General features: G+C 36.3%; 12 protein-coding genes. 11 read left to right on the top strand and 1 reads right to left on the bottom strand.

Going from position 1 to position 20,247, the window contains the following annotated elements; translation table 11 throughout:
• The first annotated feature begins 188 nt into the window (after positions 1-188).
• From C1634_RS15245 to map, 10 genes are all read left to right on the top strand, one after another.
• Positions 189-575 carry a hypothetical protein gene (locus tag C1634_RS15245; protein ID WP_103232168.1) on the top strand — a complete coding sequence of 129 codons (387 nt, stop codon included), beginning with the start codon at positions 189-191 and terminating at the stop codon, positions 573-575.
• A gap of 148 nt (positions 576-723) precedes the next feature.
• Positions 724-1,806 carry an efflux RND transporter periplasmic adaptor subunit gene (locus C1634_RS15240; protein ID WP_103232185.1) on the top strand — a complete coding sequence of 361 codons (1,083 nt, stop codon included), beginning with the start codon at positions 724-726 and terminating at the stop codon, positions 1,804-1,806.
• Between the two features lie 21 nt (positions 1,807-1,827).
• A complete protein-coding gene (locus C1634_RS15235; protein WP_103232167.1) occupies positions 1,828-5,019 on the top strand; it encodes an efflux RND transporter permease subunit in 3,192 nt (1,063 codons plus the stop codon).
• A complete protein-coding gene (locus C1634_RS15230) occupies positions 4,991-6,448 on the top strand; it encodes a TolC family protein (protein WP_109738713.1) in 1,458 nt (485 codons plus the stop codon). The genes C1634_RS15235 and C1634_RS15230 overlap by 29 nt, the downstream gene beginning before the upstream one ends.
• Positions 6,449-6,722: 274 nt before the next feature.
• Entirely contained in the window at positions 6,723-8,342 is a 1,620-nt protein-coding gene (locus C1634_RS15225; RefSeq protein ID WP_109738712.1) for a T9SS type A sorting domain-containing protein, read from the top strand.
• A gap of 10 nt (positions 8,343-8,352) precedes the next feature.
• A complete protein-coding gene (locus C1634_RS15220; protein ID WP_103231637.1) occupies positions 8,353-10,800 on the top strand; it encodes a hypothetical protein in 2,448 nt (815 codons plus the stop codon).
• Positions 10,801-10,869: 69 nt separating this feature from the next.
• Positions 10,870-14,511 carry a DUF6443 domain-containing protein gene (locus tag C1634_RS15215; protein ID WP_103231636.1) on the top strand — a complete coding sequence of 1,214 codons (3,642 nt, stop codon included), beginning with the start codon at positions 10,870-10,872 and terminating at the stop codon, positions 14,509-14,511.
• A 477-nt stretch (positions 14,512-14,988) separates the two neighbouring features.
• The gene (locus tag C1634_RS15205) at positions 14,989-15,498 is read left to right on the top strand and encodes a hypothetical protein (RefSeq protein WP_109738711.1); all 510 of its coding nucleotides are present in this window, start codon (positions 14,989-14,991) and stop codon (positions 15,496-15,498) included.
• Positions 15,499-15,540: 42 nt separating this feature from the next.
• Positions 15,541-15,933 carry a hypothetical protein gene (locus C1634_RS15200; protein ID WP_103231633.1) on the top strand — a complete coding sequence of 131 codons (393 nt, stop codon included), beginning with the start codon at positions 15,541-15,543 and terminating at the stop codon, positions 15,931-15,933.
• Positions 15,934-16,668: 735 nt separating this feature from the next.
• Complete coding sequence (gene map, locus C1634_RS15195) at positions 16,669-17,433, top strand: type I methionyl aminopeptidase (RefSeq protein ID WP_109738710.1); 765 nt, start codon at positions 16,669-16,671, stop codon at positions 17,431-17,433.
• 300 nt (positions 17,434-17,733) lie between these two features.
• Here map and C1634_RS15190 read toward each other — a convergent pair whose 3' ends face one another.
• Positions 17,734-18,321: an FMN-dependent NADH-azoreductase gene (locus C1634_RS15190; protein ID WP_103231631.1), complete on the bottom strand. Its 588-nt coding sequence runs from the start codon at positions 18,319-18,321 to the stop codon at positions 17,734-17,736.
• 174 nt (positions 18,322-18,495) lie between these two features.
• Between C1634_RS15190 and C1634_RS15185 the strand changes: the two genes are divergently transcribed.
• The gene (locus tag C1634_RS15185) at positions 18,496-20,028 is read left to right on the top strand and encodes a M20/M25/M40 family metallo-hydrolase (protein WP_103231630.1); all 1,533 of its coding nucleotides are present in this window, start codon (positions 18,496-18,498) and stop codon (positions 20,026-20,028) included.
• Positions 20,029-20,247: the final 219 nt, after the last annotated feature.

The raw sequence follows: 20,247 nt of genomic DNA, 5'->3' as shown, positions 1-20,247 counted from the left end.
AAAATGGCTTAGTTTTTGAAAACTGAAACTTGCACAGATGAGATGTCAGAATTGTTCAGATTATGCTTGAATAAAGGAAATATTTAATATTTATCAGGTTTTTATATTCAGGTATTTTAAAGGATAGTTAAATTTTGTTAATCCATGATGATAATGTCATAATCTGGGTGTACATTTGCAACTTCAAAATGAGAAACTTTATAGTATACTTTTTAACCGGTCTTTTTCTGCTCTTTGTAGTAGAAAGTAGACTCGACGTTAAAACTCTTCGAAATGACTATAACGGTCATGTTTCTCATCATTTACCCAAAAAAGCTAACCGTTTGAATCAGACTTTTGAAAAACTTTCTGTTCAACAAATGTCCGACAATGTAGATAATTCTACTTTAGAACTTGCCGAGAATGATTTCCAACTGTCTGATATATGGCAGGCTGTTGTTGTTTTCGCAGGAGTTTTTAGTCTTGTTTATATTTTTGGATTAAAAAGCTACAAACGATTCCAATCAGATATTCACGGTTTTGTCTTTGGCCTTACTGCCAAAAGATTTATTCTTATCCGTTCTATCAGAATTTAAAATTTTATCGATCTATTCATTTTCTGCCTGATTCCAGGTGGATATACTTTGCGTTGTATATGTTGGTAATCATTACATCGTACCCCCTTTTATTACCGTTTTATTTCTATTCAAAACATTAACGATTTATATAAGCTCTAGAATTATGATAAAAAGAGTTGCTTCGGGAATTGCGCTGAGTGCCCTTCTGTTGGCGGTTGGCTGCAATAAGAAAAAAGAAGAAAAAGAAGAAGTTACCATCTTTCCGGTGACATCCCCTGTAGTAATGGATACTGTAATCAACAAAGAATACGTAGCCCAGATTCAATCTGTAAAAAACATTGAAGTTCGGGCTCAGGAAAAAGGTTTCCTGGAAAAAATCTTTGTAGATGAAGGACAATATGTACAGGCAGGACAGACCTTGTTCCGAATTATGCCTAAACTGTATCAGGCAGAATTATTAAAAGCAAAAGCAGAGGTAGAACAAGCTTCTATCGAACTTAAAAATGCAAGTACGCTGGCAGGAAACAATATCGTTTCCAAGAATGAGAAAGCCATGGCAAAAGCAAAACTGGATGCTGCCAATGCAGAAATGAAACTCGCTCAGATCCACCTTTCTTTTACGGATATCAAAGCACCGTTCTCGGGTATTATCAATAGAATCCCTTTGAAACTGGGAAGTCTTGTAGATGAAGGTGATTTGTTGACTTCGTTATCAGATAACACAAGTATCTATACGTATTTCAACGTTTCTGAACCTGAGTATTTAAGTTATCAGACGCATGCTGCAGACAGAGGCAGTAATCAGGTGTCTTTGATCACAGCAAACGGAGAAATGTACTCGCAGAAAGGAGAAATTCAAACTATCGAAGGAGAATTTGATAACGAAACAGGAAATATTGCTTTCAGAGCGAAGTTTCCAAATCCTGATAAGCTTCTGAGAAATGGAGAAACAGGGAAGATCCAGATGACAATGCCTGTTCATAATGCACTGATCATTCCACAGAAAGCGACTTATGAAATTCAGGATCAGAAATATGTATTCGTCATCGATAAAAACGGAGTGGCAAAATCCCGAAACATTAAAGTGGCTTATGAGCTTCCAGATCTGTATGTAATAGGTTCAGGAATATCAAAAGGAGATCAGATCCTTCTGGAAGGAGTACAGAAAGTGAAGGATGACCAGAAGGTGAAAACAAAATTCCAGGATCCTAAGAAAGTTCTTCAGTCATTGAAATTAAAAGCAGAGTAGTGGTCTCTAAAGTGAAGTAGTATGTTTAAAAAATTCATTCGCAGACCAGTTCTGTCTATAGTAATCTCACTGATTATTGTATTTATGGGAGTCCTGTCATTGGTAAAACTACCTGTGACGCAGTTCCCATCCATTTCTCCGCCTAAAGTAAATATTACCGCAGAATATCCAGGAGCTAACAACGAATTGTTGATTAAATCCGTAGTGATCCCTTTGGAAAGGGGGCTAAATGGAGTTCCGGGTATGAAATATATGACCTCGGATGCTGGAAATGATGGAGAAGCTTCCATCCAGCTTGTATTTGATCTGGGGACAGATCCTAACGTAGCTGCAGTAAACGTTCAAAACCGTGTATCTTCAGTAGTGAATAAGCTGCCACCTCTTGTAGTACGTGAAGGGGTAAAGATCACCCGTGAGGAACCCAATATGTTGATGTACATCAACTTGTATAGTGATGATCCTAAAGCTGACCAGAAATTCCTTTTCAACTATGCAGATATCAACGTAATGTCTGAATTGAGAAGAGTAGGAGGTGTTGGTTTTGCCGATATCCTGGGAACCCGTGAATATGCAATGCGTATCTGGCTTAAACCGGATAGATTAACGGCTTATAATATTTCAGCTGATGAAGTAATGGAATCTCTGAATGAGCAAAGTTTGGAAGCATCTCCGGGTAAAACGGGAGAAAGCTCCGGAAAGCGCTCTCAGTCATTTGAATACATCTTAAAATATTCAGGTCGTTTCAACAACGAAAAAGATTACGGAAATATCATTTTAAAAGCAAAACCCGATGGAGAATCGGTAAGATTAAAAGATGTAGCGGATATAGAATTCGGTAGTTCCATGTATGATATTTATTCTACATTGAATGGGAAGCCTTCCGCAGCGATTACCGTAAAACAATCCTATGGATCCAATGCAAGTGACGTTATCAAAAACGTAAAAGCATTGATGAAGGATCTTGAAAAAAATAACTTCCCTAAAGGAATGCATTATGACATCAGTTATGACGTTTCAAGATTCCTGGATGCTTCCATGGAAAAAGTAATCCATACTTTATTTGAGGCCTTCATTTTGGTTGCCATCGTGGTATTCTTATTCCTTGGAGACTGGCGTTCAACTTTGATTCCAGCCTTGGCCGTTCCGGTTTCTTTGGTAGGAACATTTGCGGTCATGTCAGCCTTTGGAATTACCCTGAATATGATTTCCCTCTTTGCCTTGGTAATGGCGATCGGGGTAGTGGTAGATGACGCGATTGTAGTGATTGAAGCCGTTCATGCCAAGATGGAAGAGAAGCATCTTTCCCCATTGAAAGCGACTGAAGAGGCAATGCATGAGATCAGTGGAGCAATTATCGCAATTACGCTGGTAATGGCATCCGTATTTATTCCGATTGCATTTATGTCTGGTCCGGTAGGGGTATTTTACCGTCAGTTCTCTATCACAATGGCTTCATCTATTATTTTATCAGGGGTTGTGGCACTTACTTTGACACCTGCATTGTGTGCGTTGATCTTAAGAAATAACCACGGAAAAGCCAAAAAGAAAACTCCGATTACTGTTTTCCTTGATAAATTCAATAACGTATTTACAAAAGGAGCAGGAAGATATGAGAAGATGCTGAATAAAACAGTGACAAAAAAGACAATAACATTGCCGTTATTGTTAGCATTTTGTGCCTGTACATTCTTCCTGAGTAACTCTTTGCCTACAGGATTTATTCCGGCAGAGGATCAGGGGATGATCTATGCGATTATTCAGACTCCACCGGGATCTACATTAGAAAGAACCAATCAGATTGCCAAAGAACTTCTGAGGGAATCTGAAGATATTGATGGCGTGCAGTCTGTTTCTTCTCTTGCAGGATATGAGATCTTGACCGAAGGGACAGGATCCAACTCAGGAACATGTTTGATCAACCTTAAAAGCTGGGAAGAACGTAAAGAATCTGCGGCAGAAATCATTGAAAAGCTGGAAGAAAAAGCCAAAAATATTCCGGGTGCCAATATTGAATTCTTCCAACCGCCTTCCGTTCCGGGATATGGAGCTGCAGGAGGTTTTGAACTTCGTTTGCTGGATAAAGCAGGAAGTGGAGATTATCATAAAATGGAGCAGGTGAGTAATGATTTTGTGAAGGAGCTTAAGAAGCGCCCGGAACTGGGATCTGCATTTACATTCTATTCGGCGAGTTTCCCGCAATATATGCTTAAGATTGATAATGATCTTGCAGAACAAAAAGGAGTGACCATTGAAAAAGCGATGGATAACTTATCTACGCTGATCGGGTCCAACTATGAGACGAGTTTCATCCGTTTCGACAGGCCGTATAAGGTAATTGTTCAGGCAGGACCACAATATCGTGCCTTGCCAACAGATCTACTGAAGCTGTATGTTAAAAATGATAAAGATCAGATGGTTCCTTACTCAGACTTCATGAGACTGGAGAAAGTATATGGATTATCTGAGATTACCAGACACAATATGTATAACTCTGCAGAGGTGAGTGGAACTCCGGCACCTGGATACAGTAGTGGACAGGCAATTAAGGCTATTCAGGAAGTGGCTGATAAAACCCTTCCGAGAGGTTTTGGGATCGACTGGGCGGGTATTTCCAAAGATGAAGTAAGCCGTGGAAATGAAGCGGTATTTATCTTCCTGGTGTGTTTAGGATTCGTTTATCTGATCCTTTCTGCACAATATGAAAGTTTCATCCTTCCGCTTCCGGTAATTTTATCTCTTCCGGTAGGTATTTTCGGAGCATTCTTATGCTTAAAACTTTTAGGATTGGAGAATAACATTTATGCACAGGTGGCCATGGTCATGCTAATTGGACTTTTAGGTAAGAATGCCGTATTAATTGTAGAGTTTGCCGTACAGAAGAAAGCCGAAGAAGGAATTCCTGTAGCAAAAGCTGCTATTGAAGGAGCCGTTATTCGTTTCCGTCCGATTCTAATGACATCATTTGCATTCGTTGCCGGATTGATTCCATTGGTAATCGCAACAGGACCGGGAGCAATTGGTAACAGAACGATTGGTACTGCAGCAGCAGGAGGGATGTTGATCGGAACTATTTTCGGATTGATGATTATCCCAGGATTGTATTACATCTTCGGAACCATTGCAGACAAATCCAGACTGGCAAAATATGAAGAAGAGAATCCTTTAACAGAACAAACTGAACCTTATGAACATGATGGAAAATTCGAAGACTAAAAATATAATCACAGCCATTGCCTTATCACTTGTTCTTGCAAGTTGTAAGGCGCCGATGGCGACTGTCATAAAAGACGAGGTAAAAGAAAATATTCCTCAGAACTTTAATCAGGAAGAACAGCAGGATGCTAACAACAATAGCGGAACGACTCCCTGGAGACAGTTCTTTACTGACCCAAACCTGGTAACCCTGATTGAAACAGCTTTAAAAAATAATCAGGAACTCCTCATCACTCTTCAGGAGATTCAAATTGCCAAAAGTGGTGTTTTAGCTAAAAAAGGTAGACTTACTCCAACCGTTTCCGCAGGAATAGGTGCGGGGCTGAAAAAAGCAGGCCGTTATACAAGCGAAGGAGCCGGTGATGCCACTACGGAAATAGAACCCGGAAAGGAAATGCCGGATCCGCTGGGAAATTTTGAAGCAGGGTTAAATGCAAGCTGGGAAATTGATATCTGGAAAAAACTCAGAACTGAAAAAGAATCTGCAGTAGCCCATTATCTTTCTACAGTAGAAGGTAAAAACTTTGTATTGTCTAATCTTATTGAAGAAGTGGCAGACAATTATTACGAATTGTTGGCTCTTGATAACCAATTGGATATCATACAACAGTATATCAAGCTTCAGCAAAGAGCATTAGAAATTTCTAAAATTCAGAAGGAAGCTGCTGCTGCAACGGAGCTGGCTGTAAAGAAATTTGAAGCAGAATTGGCGAAATCCAAAGCTGCAGAATATACGATCCGCCAGCAAATCACTGAGAAGGAAAACGAAATCAATGCTTTGCTGGGAAGATATCCACAGCCAATTGTGAGAGCAAAGGAAAACTTTATGTCTACCATTCCTCCGACAGTGTATACGGGAATTCCATCGCAGTTACTGGCAAACCGTCCTGATATCAAGCAGGCAGAGCTGGAATTAAAGGCTTCAAAGCTGGATGTGGAAGCGGCAAGAAAAGAATTTTACCCTTCTTTGGAAATTTCTGCAACATTAGGGTTGGAGGCTTTCAAACCATCTTATCTTGTTAAGTTACCGGAATCCATTGCTTATAATCTGGCAGGGGAGCTGGCAGGACCACTGATTAATAAAAGTGCGATAAAAGCCAATTTCCAGACTGCAGATGCAAAACAGATTCAGGCATTATACGAATACGATAAAACGATTTTGAATGCTTATCTGGATGTTGCGAATCTCATGTCAAAGGTTAAAAACATAGATCAGTATTATCAATTGAAATCACAGGAAACCAAAGCACTGGATCAATCTATTGATATTGCCAATCAATTGTTCCGTAATTCAAGAGCAGATTATCTTGAAGTTCTTTTGAACCAGAGAGATGCGCTGGATGCTAAAATGGAGCTTATTGAAGCAAAACAGAAACAGCTTAGTACAGTCGTCGATATCTATAAAAGTTTAGGCGGCGGCTGGAAATAAAAATATCATAATTCAATCAATAAACAGTTAATGTTTTAGGGTCAATTCTTTTAGGATTGGCCCTTTTTTATTTTTATACGACAGTTCTTGTCGCTGTGTAGAGATAATTTTGCATGAGAAAAATACATATCTATATTTTTTGTAATTGATATTCAGTTATGAATAGTATGGTTAATGTTAAATGATATAAACATATTTTTCAATGTCTTAAAAAATATTAAATTCGCGCAGTTTTAATAAACTAATTACTAACTCAGAAAACAACAACGAGAGAATGAAAAAATTCTATATCGGTGCATTCACTTTATGCACGGTCTTGGGCATCTCTGCCCAGGAAGTGGTATGGCAGAAAGACATCAAATCCTCTACTCAGGATTTTCTAAGCCAGGTCACCACAACCATCGACCAGCAGTATCTTATTACTGGAAGCTCTATTCAAAGCAATAAACAGCAGACTTCAGGAAGTAAGCAAAACAATGGTTATGATTTCCATTTGGTAAAACTCAACCAGCAAGGAAATGAAGTCTGGGAAAAATACTTCTCCGGATCCAATCATGATTATTTATCAGCCACAGTTACCACGCAGGATGGTGGATTTCTCTTAGCCGGAACCTCCTATTCAGGAAAAGGATTGGATAAAAAAGAGGATTCCAAAGGAGGATCAGACATCTGGCTGATCAGAATTAATGAATTCGGAGATGAACTATGGCAGAAAACCTTTGGAAGTTCTTCTGATGAAGAAGCCAGAGCTGTGATTCAAACGACCGATTTAGGATTCTTTGTTGCCGGAAATGTACAGAATGCTGCCAAAGGTTACGGTTCCAAAGACGTCTTGATTACGAGACTGGATAAGGATGGAAAAGAACTTTCACAATTAATTTTAGGGGGAAAGGGCTTAGATGAAGTAGAGAAAATGATTCCAACAAAGGACGGCGGAGCCTTATTGGGAATCTACTCCAGAAGTTCCGAGGTTCGTGTTTCGGGATCTGAAGCTAAAACCCGTGAAACTACTGCCACGAACCCTGCATCCCGCAACCTGCTATCTGCAACCTCAAAACAAACTGATAACTTCGGTGAAGGCGACTACTGGATTGTCAAATTAGACAAGAACGGAAAAGTAGAATGGGAAAAGAACTTTGGTGGTAAAGGAGATGACCATATCAGAACTCTGGCTTTAACTTCAAGTGGTTTCATCATTGGTGGAGAATCCAGATCAGAAAGATCAGGAAACAAAACCGTAGGCATTGAAGAAGGAACAGACCTTTGGTTAGTTTCTTTAAACGAAAGAGGGGAAGAACAATGGCAGAAATCCTACAACTTCAAGAATCGTGATATTTTAATGAGTATGAGTGTCCTTCATTCTGCAGATGATAAATCTTCCAAAGGAATATTATTGGGAGGTTACACTCAGGCAGAAGGAAGAATAGAAACCGATGACGAAACCTTCTGGATGCTGTACTTGGATCAGAATGGCAATGAACAGTGGAGAAAGCATATCACCGGAGAATCCAGAAAGAAGGAAGAAAGACTTTCTGATTTAAAATTGAATAGAGATGGCTCCATTATTCTGGCAGGAACCAGTGCCGAAGAATTGGGAAAAGAGAACTGGAAGATTGTGAAATTGGGAGACAAGCAGGTTGATCAGTTAATCGAAAAATACGATATCAAAATCTATCCAAATCCTGTTTCAGAGTATGCTTATATAGAAATCGGTTTTGATTTTAAAGAGGCTGATATTCTATTGTATGACATGAGTGGGAGACAGCTGCAAAATATAAAAACCAAGAACAGAGTAACCAAGATCAATACCCAAGCTTTTGTTCAGGGAGCTTATCTGGTGACGATAAAAACGGATACGAATAAAACCGCAAATGCAAAACTGATTAAGAAATAAACTGAGGACTATGAAGAAAACATTTTTATGGCTGGTATTTTTTTTATACTATGCTTTATATAACGGGCAAAGCCAAAATGATGCGGTTATAAGACCAACTCCTTCCATTGCAGGATTGTCTACTTACAATACAGTACCTGTTTCTATACAAACAGGGATCCCTGAGATTTCCTATCCATTAATTAGTCTGGAAACGGCAAATAAATCTGTCAGTGTCAATTTAGGTCTTAGTTACCATGCGGCTAATACTTCTGCTAAAGATTTAACAAGTGAAGTAGGAAAAGGATGGGCATTTTTATCAGGAGGCTCTATTTCCAGAGAGATTTTTGAGGATTTTGATGAATCTTTTGATGACTCTAACTTTCATGCTTATCAGAAAAACGAATTTGATGATATTTATAATTTTAATATTCCTGGAGAGTCTGGAAAATTCAGATTTGTAAGAGATACATTGCATAATACCTTTGAAATGGTAAAGCTTACGCCCTTTACCTCTAAAATTGAATACAACCGTAACAATAATCAGGCAACTCTTATTTTAGATTCTTTTACCATAACAAGTGAAACCGGGATTAAATATGTATTTAAAGACTATGATATAGGACTTATGAATGTTTTTGTTTGGTATCATCCTGATCCTGCGGTGGGAGATATTTATACAGAAAAAAAATACAGAAGTGCTTTCTATCTCTCTTCCATCCTTGATGAAAATGGGCAAGAGTTGGTAAAATACACTTATTTAAGGGACTTTAAATATGCTCTTGGTACAAATATGCCAATTGTTGAAACTGAAACCAATAAGCTAGTTCGTATCGAAACAAAAGGATATGGGATTGTAGAAATTAATTATGACAAGAATGAATCGCTTAGAAAAGGCAATGATATTTTTGCAATCAATAATGTGGTTCTTAAAACTGCAAATAATAATTTTATAAAAAAATATATATTTGATTATTCTTATGATGGTTATTATCCTAATTCCTGGGAAAATACTTCGATAGCCTATAGGATTTTAAAATCATTTAGCCAGATAGATTCCAATGGAAAAACAATTGAAAAATATACTTTTGATTATGGAGGATTTAGTTATGAAACTCCGTATTATAATATTCATGGTTATGTTAATGGTAAATTATACAATACATATACTTTTTTAAATAAAATAACATTACCTACAGGAGGAACTATTCTATATAATTTTGAAATGATGCAGCATTCTGCTATAAAAGGAATTCCAAGAATTAAGAATATTAAATATTTTAATAATTTACCTGATAATATTATGGGTTTCTATAATATAACTCCTGCGAGAATCGAAGAATATGATTATAATAAATTTGATAATTCCGGAGACTCCAAATATTTGGTAGAGGGGGGAGTTCTTGATAATTTAGAATTAGCCAATCCTGCTTTTATTTATAAAAATGTAAAGGTATCCCAAGGAAGCAATATAGGGTATACCAAATATTATTTTAAAGCTCCTGATGCTTATGATTTTGATAATATTAATAGAATTTGGCCAAACTATAATCTTACCCGTGGAGGGCTAATTGATAAAAAAGAAGTGTATAACTCTTTAAATCAAAAAGTATCTGAAGATGTGTTTGATTATACAATTGTTGAGTATAATACTCCTAAATATCTGGTTGCTCCAAGTTATGTAGGCTCAAACTTTTATATAAAAACAACCTGGATAAAAGACAGTAAAGTAACTTCTAAAAATTATTTTGATTCCGGTGTTATGGAAACTAAGAATGAGGTATTCAGAAATAACCATAATAATAAGCCTAATCTGGAGAGATCAACTTCATTTGATGGAAGCATAAAAGAGACTACATATCAATATGCCCAGGATAAAAACAACCAAAAGCTTATTAGTGCTAATATGACTGGAATTCCTTTAGAAACAACTTCTATTATTAAGAAAAATATTTCTGATACAGGAAAAATAATGGCAAGATCAGAAACTAAATATGACAATGCCGGAAATAAATATCCATCTTCTGCAGTTTCCTATGATTCGCAGAATATACTGGCATCTGAAGTAACTTTCAACCGTTATGATATAAAAGGAAATCTAGAACAATATACAACCAAAGAAGGAATTCCTGTTTCCATAGTGTGGGGATATAACAAAACACAGCCGATTGCTAAGGTAGAAGGAGCTGCTTATGATCAGATTGCTCAGTATGTGGCAGGAATTATATTGATATCTGAAATAACGGGCAATTCAGAACAGAATTTTCAAAATGCTCTTGATGACTTTAGAAATAATACTAACCTTAGCAGCTATCAGATTACTACGTATTTATATGATTCTTTAGCAAGAATGAAAATAATGACCCCTCCGACAGGAATCCGTGCTGTTTATCAATATGATTCGGCTGGAAGACTGGAAAAAATACAGCAGGAGGATGGCAAGTTATTGAAGAAATACGAGTACAATTACAAACATTGATTATAAGTTATGAATACTTTAAAGCAAAGTTCAACATTCTAACTTTTAATTTCTAATATCTTAAATAAGATGAAAAAACTATTACTAATATTCAGTTTCTTGTGTGCTGGTCTGTCTGAAGCACAAACATCAACTGAAAACTATATATCTACTATAGATTGTCTTAACGATGATTGTACAAAAAAAGCATATACAGTACAATATTTTGATTTGTTAGGAAGACCTAAACAGATTGTTAATGTTCAAGCCACCCCATCAGGAAAAGATGTTGTTACTCATCTCGAATATGATGAGTTTGGAAGACAGGTTAAGAAATATCTTCCGGTCCCTCAGCTTTCCACAGGCTCAGGGAGTTATTATTCCGGACCACTGGGTGTTTATCCGACAACTTATGGAAACGAAAAGATTTATTCAGAGAAAATTCTTGAAAAATCACCATTACAGAGGGTTTTACAACAGAAACAGGTTGGAAATGATTGGAATACGAAACCTGTTGTTTTTGGTTATGATGTGAATAATATTGAGGATCATGTCAAAAAATATGAAGTGGTGACTACATGGAGTCCTACATTGAAAGTCTACACTAATGAACTTTTACCTGCATCAGAATATCTTCCCGGGCAGCTGATAAAAAATACTGTTACCGATGAAGATGAAAATAAGACTATAGAATTTAAAGATGGTTCCGGGCAGACAGTATTGGTAAGAAAAGCCATAGATGCGTCCAAAAATGCAGATACCTATTATGTCTATAATGATTACAAGCAGCTTGCATACGTGGTCCCTCCTTTGGCTTCAATAGCTGTTCTGGATCCAACTTCGCTAAATAATCTTTGTTATCAGTATGTATATGACAGTAAAAATCGACTGGCTGAGAAAAGATTGCCGGGAAAAGGTTTGGAGTACTTTGTATATGATAGACAAGATAGAATTGTGGCAACACAAGATATCAATTTAAGAGAGAAAGGGCAATGGATGTATACCAAATATGATAAGTTTGGGAGAATAGGTTTTACTGGGATTTCAACTGGTGGAGATCGAAATATAGAACAGGCAATAGCTGATGGATTTATAGATAATAATGTAAAACGTACTGATTTTGTTTTTTTTAACAGGCAGGGGTTAGATGTTTTTTATGATCCGAACGGCACTTATCCCAATATTAATTGGGTAACGATGCTGTCTGTAAATTATTATGATACTTATCCCTCCTATCCTACTGGGGCAGAAGTACCGAATTTTATTGCCGGGCAGAAAGTATTGAAACAATTGGGGCAAAGTACAACCGCTAAAAATACGGTAAGTCTTCCTGTAGCTTCCTATATAAAAAATATAGAAGATGATAACTGGACAAAAGCTTTTACCTATTATGATGAAAAAGGAAGAATCATAGGATCTTACACCAATAACCATCTTGGCGGATATACCAAAACAGAGTCTGAACTTGATTTCGCAGGAGTTACAAAGCAAAGTAAGGTATATCATAAAAGATTGGCATCAGATACTGAAAAAGTGATTACCCAAACATTCACTTATGATGGACAAAACAGATTATTGATTCATAAACATCAGGTAGACACTAACCCAGAAGAGATCTTGGTGCAAAATGAATACAATGAACTATCCCAGATAAAAAACAAAAAGTTGGGTGGGACTACTATTGCTCAGCCACTTCAAAGTATTGATTATACCTACAATATCAGAGGGAGTCTAACCAAAATTAATGACCCTGCTAATCTTAATGGAAAACTATTTGGATATGAATTGAAATACAATAATCCTGTTAATCCGAATATAGCCCCCGGAAGGTTTAATGGAAATATAGCAGAGATAGACTGGAAAAATGCATCGGAAGATGTATTAAAGCGATATAATTATGTTTATGATGGGTTAGGCAGGTTAAAGGATGCGGTGTATTCCGAACCTAACGATACAGCCCCATTTAATAATAATTATAATGAGCATCTTACCTATGATGTGAATGGGAATATTAAAACATTAAAAAGGAATGCTTTCCCTGTTACTGGAACCACCGCAACCCAGGTAGATGACTTGATGTATGAATATACAGGAAACCGTCTGGTCAAAGTTGTAGAGAACGCTTTAAATGACACTGGATATGAAGGTGGGAATAATACCATTTCTTATGATCTGAACGGAAATATGAAAGATATGCTGGATAAAGGAATAAAATCCATTAAGTACAATTATCTTAATCTTTCTAATGAATATTTGGTTCAGCAGAATACTATTTTTGGACAAACTTCAGAAGCCAATATCAGCTACCTTTATAGGGCAGATGGAGCCAAACTTAGGAAGACCCATTTTAGTCCCGGAAACAGAATGATTAAGTCATCAACTAGAATTACAGATTATCTGGATGGTTTTCAGTATTCTTATGTTGAAGGTGGTGGACCCTGTATTACCTGTCGTACAGGAAATGCTTTTGAACAACAGGCTTACAAAGGAATCCTGAATCCCCTATTTCCAGGTACTCCGGAATGGAAATTAGATTTTGTAGCCACTGCAGAAGGCTTTTATAGTTTCACAGAAAACCGCTATATTTACCAATACAGAGATCACTTGGGAAATACCAGAGTAACTTTTGCGAAAGGAAGTGAGGGTACCCCTGAAATTATTGATACCAATAATTATTATCCTTTTGGTCTTAATCATATTTCAGAAATGCTAAGTACCTCTAATTTTGGAAGTTTCTATAGTTATAAATATAACGGGAAAGAATTGCAGGAAACAGGAATGTATGATTACGGTGCAAGGATGTATATGCCTGATCTGGGAAGATGGGGTGTTGTGGATGCAATGGCTGAAAAGTTTAGTTCTCTAAGCCCATACAATTATGCATTAAATAGCCCTGGAATGATCATCGATCCAGATGGAAATTTTGCAGTAAGTTATTCTGGAGAAGCAGCACAAGAAGCTTTTAGATCTTACAGGGAGACTATGTCAGTAAGTTCTGAAACTTCATCAGGTAATTACTTTACAGGTTTAGGTTCTTCGCCTTTTGGAAAATATGATTGGGTTATGAGAAAAGATGGATCTATCTATTGGGATAAAAATGCAAATGATTATTATTCAACAAAAATTGATGAAATTTACTTAGGTAAGGAAATAGGTATGACATTTAATAGTTATATTGATGAAAAGTTATGGGATGGTCCCAATAGTAAAGCTCCAGGAGATAAATTAACAAGTACTATAATCCTAACAGGTAGAGAAAACTCTAAAGGAGAATTGATTAGTTTGGTTGGAAGGTCATCGATAGAAATTGGCTGGACCCCTATTGGTACGGCGAGAGATTATTATCCAGGTGAAGGAGGAAGTAATAATGTATTTAATATGAAAACCACGTCAACTGGTATTAATGTAAACTTTGAACAGCATGCAAGTGTTCCTTGGCAAGAACATTTTGCAATAAATGCAATGGGTTTAAAAATAGTGGATGTAGCTCAAAAATTAAATATTAATTATAATAAAAATAATGGTAATTTATCTATTGACGCATATACCAACATTTTTCCTTCTGCAACTTTATATGTTCAAGGGACTGTAGCTATGCAGTATAACCAGCCATCATTTATGAAATCGCATGCCATACCACCAGTTAAAGGAATACAATCAACCCCGAGGGGAATACCTGTACCTAAAACTGATACATCTAATTATCCATCTAAGTTTTATAAAAGAAATTAATATGTTCAAAGCTAATTTTTTAAATATATTATTTTACATATTGGTAAAATATTTAATATTCTACATCTTTATGATGTTTAAAAATGATAATTTTTATCTTATCAGTCCAGGTATTAGGGATGTAGCTGATTTGTTTTACTACTTATGGATGTTTTTATTTTTTCCGGTTATAGTTTGTATTCTTTTTTTAGTTCCTTTATATTATTCCTTTAAAATAAGAAAATATCCATATTTCATTTTAATAAATATCATTATCTTAAGTATTGAATATTGTTTATATACATATTTCGCTTCTCAATTGGATTTATGGAATGGGATTTATAATGTTATTATAAGTGCAATTTTATTTTGGGTGTTTTTTCACAAACTTATAAAAGTAAAATTTGTTAATGCATAAATTGCTTTCCGTGTACAAAACTTCCCCGCTGTAACGAGCGTCTCGCTCGTGTCCGTGAATAAGAGTAAAAACCACTGCTTTTGCAGTGGTTTTTACTCTCTTTTTCTAGAGAAAATGCTATATCTAGCATTATAGAGATACCTGCTCGCAGTCTATTTAGTGATTTTAATGATTCTAATGATGGACCTTTTGCTTCTCTAGATAAGCCATCGTCTCCATATTCTTCTTTAGCAAGACAGAAAGCACTAAATTCAAAAGATTCAAAAGGAGTTGTTAAAATGGATTATCTTCAAGCTAACCCCATCACAGCAAATTTTGATTGGAATGAGCAAATGTGGGGAAGATCAAATGTGTCTTGGTATAAATTAGGAGATGAAACACTTTTTTTAATGACTGATTCTAAGTCACAAGAGTCATTGTTTTATAGATTACCAGTAAATAATTTTGAAAGAACCGAAGGAAAGTTAAAAAGCTTTGGAAATACATATCAGACTTATATATGGACTGAAAGCAATTCCGAAATTCAAAAAAAAGTAATTAACCCAACCTTAAAGAACGTTTTTAAACAAGCTATAACACCACCATACTAACAAGACCTAGATTTTAAATCGAACAACTTAAATTTAATAAATATGAAAAAAAGTATAAGTTTAATTTTATTACCTTTTTTATTTTCTTGCCAAAATATTAGTAATGAAGATATATATGGAAAATATTCACCCATATCATACAAGAATACATACGACACTTTAACGATTAACAAGGATGGGGTTTATAACAGAGTAATTTACAATATAAAAGGGAAGAAATTGTTGAATTACAATTCGAAATACAAATTAGAAGGTAACACAATAGAGTTTAATGATTTTTATTTAAATTTTGATAAAGATTTAATTGCCTTTCCAGAAGATGTGAATGATACTGATATGACCTATACTACTTTTTTTGAGAAAAAAGATAAGAATATTGTACTTTGCTTTGGCTACCATGATGGGGAGAATTGTTATAAAAAGATTATAGAATAAAAAAACACTGAGCAAAGTCCCACTAGTGCGAGCGTCTCACTCGTGTCAATAAATAAAACCATTGCTTTAGGAGTGTTTTTTATACTCTTTTTTTGCCCATAAATAATGCAGGCGCCCTGCTGCGCAAAGTCTGAGACTTTGAGTAGATAAAAATAACCCACCACAATTGCGGTGGGTTTTGTTTTATATAATATAGTGTTCTGCTTTCATATATAAAGCAGAACTAAAGTGTAGTAATGTCTTTAAGTTTGGAAGCTTTGATAAAAGTACCTGTTATGCAAAGTCTCTTGACTTTCAGCTAATGGAAAATCATTGTAACTATAGTGGCTTAAATTGTTATTTTAAGAAAGCTTCTTACCCGGCTATCAAAGTCCCGCTAACCACTCTATAAACAGTCTCCAGCCACTATAACAAGCCTCTCCAGCCCCTTACCCAAATGGCTAGAACCAGTTCAGAACAGCCTAAAGACCCTTAGTCATCGGTCTCTAACCCGTTCAATAAGTGCCTGTAACCCCTTATCAAAGTGGGCCAGCCCCTTAGGAACCACCTTTAGCCCGTTTCAAAAGTCCCTATAGCCGCTTGTAGAAGGGGTTGGTGAAGGGGGTAGTAAATGTATTTTCGGAGTAATGAAAACAGGTCGTATCGGAATATTTTAATTTCCTAACTTTGTAATAATCAACAATAATCAACAATAATCAACAATAATCAACAATAATCAACAATAATCAAACAAATATGTCAATCACCAACGAAGATCAAATGATCGGAATGCAAAAAGTAAGTGAAGCCGTTGCCTATACTCTGAAGAAGATGATGGATTATGCTGAACCGGGTATGACCACAAAAGATCTTGATGAGTATGGCGCTAAAATTCTAGAAGATTTCGGGGCAAAATCGGCTCCTTATCTGACGTATGGATTCCCTGGCTGGACGTGTATCAGCGTGGATAATGAATTCTGCCACGGTATTCCGACAGATCAGAGGATTTTGAAAGAAGGAGATCTAATCAATATTGATGTTTCTGCAGAGCTGGATGGATATTGGGCGGATAATGGAGGTTCTTTTGTTATTGGAAAAGATATTCATGGACATCAAAATCTTGTGGAGGCATCAAAAGATATTTTGAGAAAAGCGATCAGCAACATAAAAGGTGGAGTGAAAATCGCAGACATAGGACATTTAATGGAAACAGAAGCGAAGAAAAGAGGTCTTAAAGTCATTAAGAATCTTGCCGGGCATGGAGTAGGCAGAAGCTTACACGAGCAGCCTGATGAATTGCTGAACTACAGAAACCGTTATGATTCCAGACGTTTTAAGAAAAACTCTGTCGTGGCTATTGAAACTTTTATTTCTACCGATTCCAATATCGCTGTAGAATTAAAAGATGGCTGGACAATGGTAGGAAACAAAGGCGGGTATATGGCTCAACACGAACATACCATTGTAGTGACCGACGGAAAACCGATCATTTTAACCCAAATGAACGAAATCCTGAATTAGAAAAATGAAATATCGTTCATTGTATGCAGAATAAACCACCAAGATAGGTATGACAATAAAAGTTTTTTAAGGCACAAGAATTTTATCTTAATTTCCTTGCTGAAAATCTTTGATTTTCTTGCGCCTTAAAAAATATATCAGGATTAAAACTTTGCGTCTTTGCGTTAAAAAAAGTTATTTTTTTAATTTCAAAACTTCATCCAATCAACTTGTTGATTCCATCTTTGCTTCCTTTTATTCAATATTCACAATTAAAAAATTTGCGTTAAAAATAAAATTTTAAAACAGTCGTATCTATAATCAAAAGTCTTTCAGAACTGATGCATAATCTGGATTGAAACCATTTTCCATAGTCCCTTCTACACGATACGTTTCTACATCCGTAATTCCGGTATAACTTCTGAAAACATCTTTGAGATAAGCAGAAATATAATCCGGAGCATCTTCAGCACTTCTTCCGCCGGAAGCAACAGCGAGATACACTTTTTTATCTTTAAACTGTCCCACACGATTCCAATGTTCATCAAAAACATACGTAACTCCCGCCCGGATCAGCTGATCTAGCCATGCTTTCAAAGGGGTTGAGATTCCCAGATTAAACATAGGAGTTCCAATGACAATAATGTCAGCCTCACGTACTTCATCTACAATCGTATTGGCATATGAAAGAAGCAGTTTACTTTTTTCATCATACAATCCAGGATGTTTATAAAACTCATAAATTGACTCTTCATTTGCATAAGGTGGTATATCCTTCACCAGATGCCGTACAGTGACTTGATAATTCCTGTTTTGTTGTAAAATTTTGTCAACGATAGCCGAACTGAGACCCCTACTGTAGGATAGACTTCCCCTCGCGCTGGAAATGATGTGCAGAATATTCTTCATACTATTTTTTGTCCTAATGACGATCTTATTTTCATCATGGGGACAGGTTCATATAGTTTTATCCGTTATAAACTCTTAAAGTATTTTACAGATGAAAGTTCAAAGTGAATTGTTAAAGACCAAATACTTTGCTATATTTATAGGATCAAACCACTTCACAAAAACTTAACTGCTATGAAAAAAGTTCTTTTACTCCTTTTGGGAATCGTTATTATTCTGGCTGCTGTAGTATTGATCAAAACCTACACCTATCCATTTAAGAAAAATAATATCGGAGCAGGTGAGGGGTGGAAACCTGTGAAAAATGATTCTGCCGTAATGAGATTTTCGGGCGGAATAAAAATTCCTACTGTTTCTACCGGAAGTTTGGGTGAATTCAATTATGCACCGTTTGATCAGTTCAAAACCTATTTAAAAACATCTTATCCTTTAGTTTATCAGAATACAGAAAATGTTGAAGTGAACCAATATGGGTTGGTGTTCAGACTTAAAGGAAGCAATCCGTCTCTGGAACCCATTCTATTCCTTTCCCATATGGATGTTGTTCCTCCGGGAGATGCCGATATCAAAAATAATGAAGAAAACATATTCCGTCCGGATGACAAGCCGCTGGATCCTGTTGCAAAAGTATCAGAAGATTGGGAATATGCCCCTTTTTCAGGAGCGGTTGCCAATGGAAGGATCTATGGAAGAGGAGCGATAGACATGAAAGGAATGCTTTTTTCCTTAATGGAATCTATGAATTCTATGATCAAAAACAAACAGATTCCCCAGCGTGATATTTATCTGGCTTTCGGTTTTGATGAAGAAGTGGGCGGACAAAAAGGAGCAATTCAGATTGCCGATTATTTTAAGAAAAAAGGTCTGAAGTTCGATGCCGTTTATGACGAAGGAGGACTGATTATGAGAAAGGGAAATGTAGCGGGAATAGATACAGATGTTGCTGTTGTGGGATGTGCTGAAAAAGGATTTCTTTCCGCAAAAATAAAAGTCAAAGGACTTGGCGGACATTCTTCTATGCCTCCTATGGAAAGCGCTATTGGAAAAGCGGCCGTTATTATGCAGCGTCTGGAAGATCATCAGATGAAACCTGTAATCACTCCACTCATTAAAGAGTTTTTTAATAATATTGGAGGTGAAATGCCCTTCACGACAAGAATGGCACTGGCGAATCAATGGCTGTTAAAGCCTGTACTGATTTCCCAGCTTACCAAAAACAATACGACCAATGCCCTAGTAAGAACAACAACCGCTCTCACCATGATGAAAGGAAGTGATGGTACCAATGTACTTTCTCCTGAAGTGGAATTTGTCGTTAATTTCAGACTGCTTCCCGGAAATTCGGTGAAAGATGTAAGAGATCATATTGCCAAAGCGACTGAAGGCTTTGATGTTGAGGTAGAAGAAATTGACAATACAAGAGAAGCTTCTGCAATTTCTCCAACCAATACAAAGGCTTTTAAATTAATTGAAGCCGGAGTGAAGGAAATTCACCCTGGAGCGATTGTCACTCCATATCTAACAATGGCAGGGACAGATGCCGGTAAATATGAGATTGTGAGCAAAAACGTATACCGATTTATGCCCATCAAGATCAACAGTGCAGAGCAGCAGAGCATTCACAGTACCAACGAATATCTCAGCATTGAAAACTACCTGAAAATGATTCATTATTTTGAATATATAATGAAAAATTATGACAAGTAATATTTGAGGATGATAATGTTTTAGATGTTTCAAGATTCGTGATGATAAATCATCAATTCGTTATTTTAAAATTTGTATTTAGTAGCCTATTGACAACTGATTTTACAAAGTAAAATTGACCGTTGCTTGGCATCTTGATTCTTGGCTCTTGGTTCTTACATCTTAATTCTCTCTCTAAAACTTTCCACAAAAAATATATTACGTCAAGTTTTGTCGCAT

Source organism: Chryseobacterium viscerum (assembly GCF_002899945.2).
GTDB classification, from domain to species: Bacteria; Bacteroidota; Bacteroidia; order Flavobacteriales; family Weeksellaceae; genus Chryseobacterium; species Chryseobacterium viscerum.
Note: the sequence above shows the minus strand (reverse complement) of the source record. Positions and strands in the feature narration are given on the sequence as shown.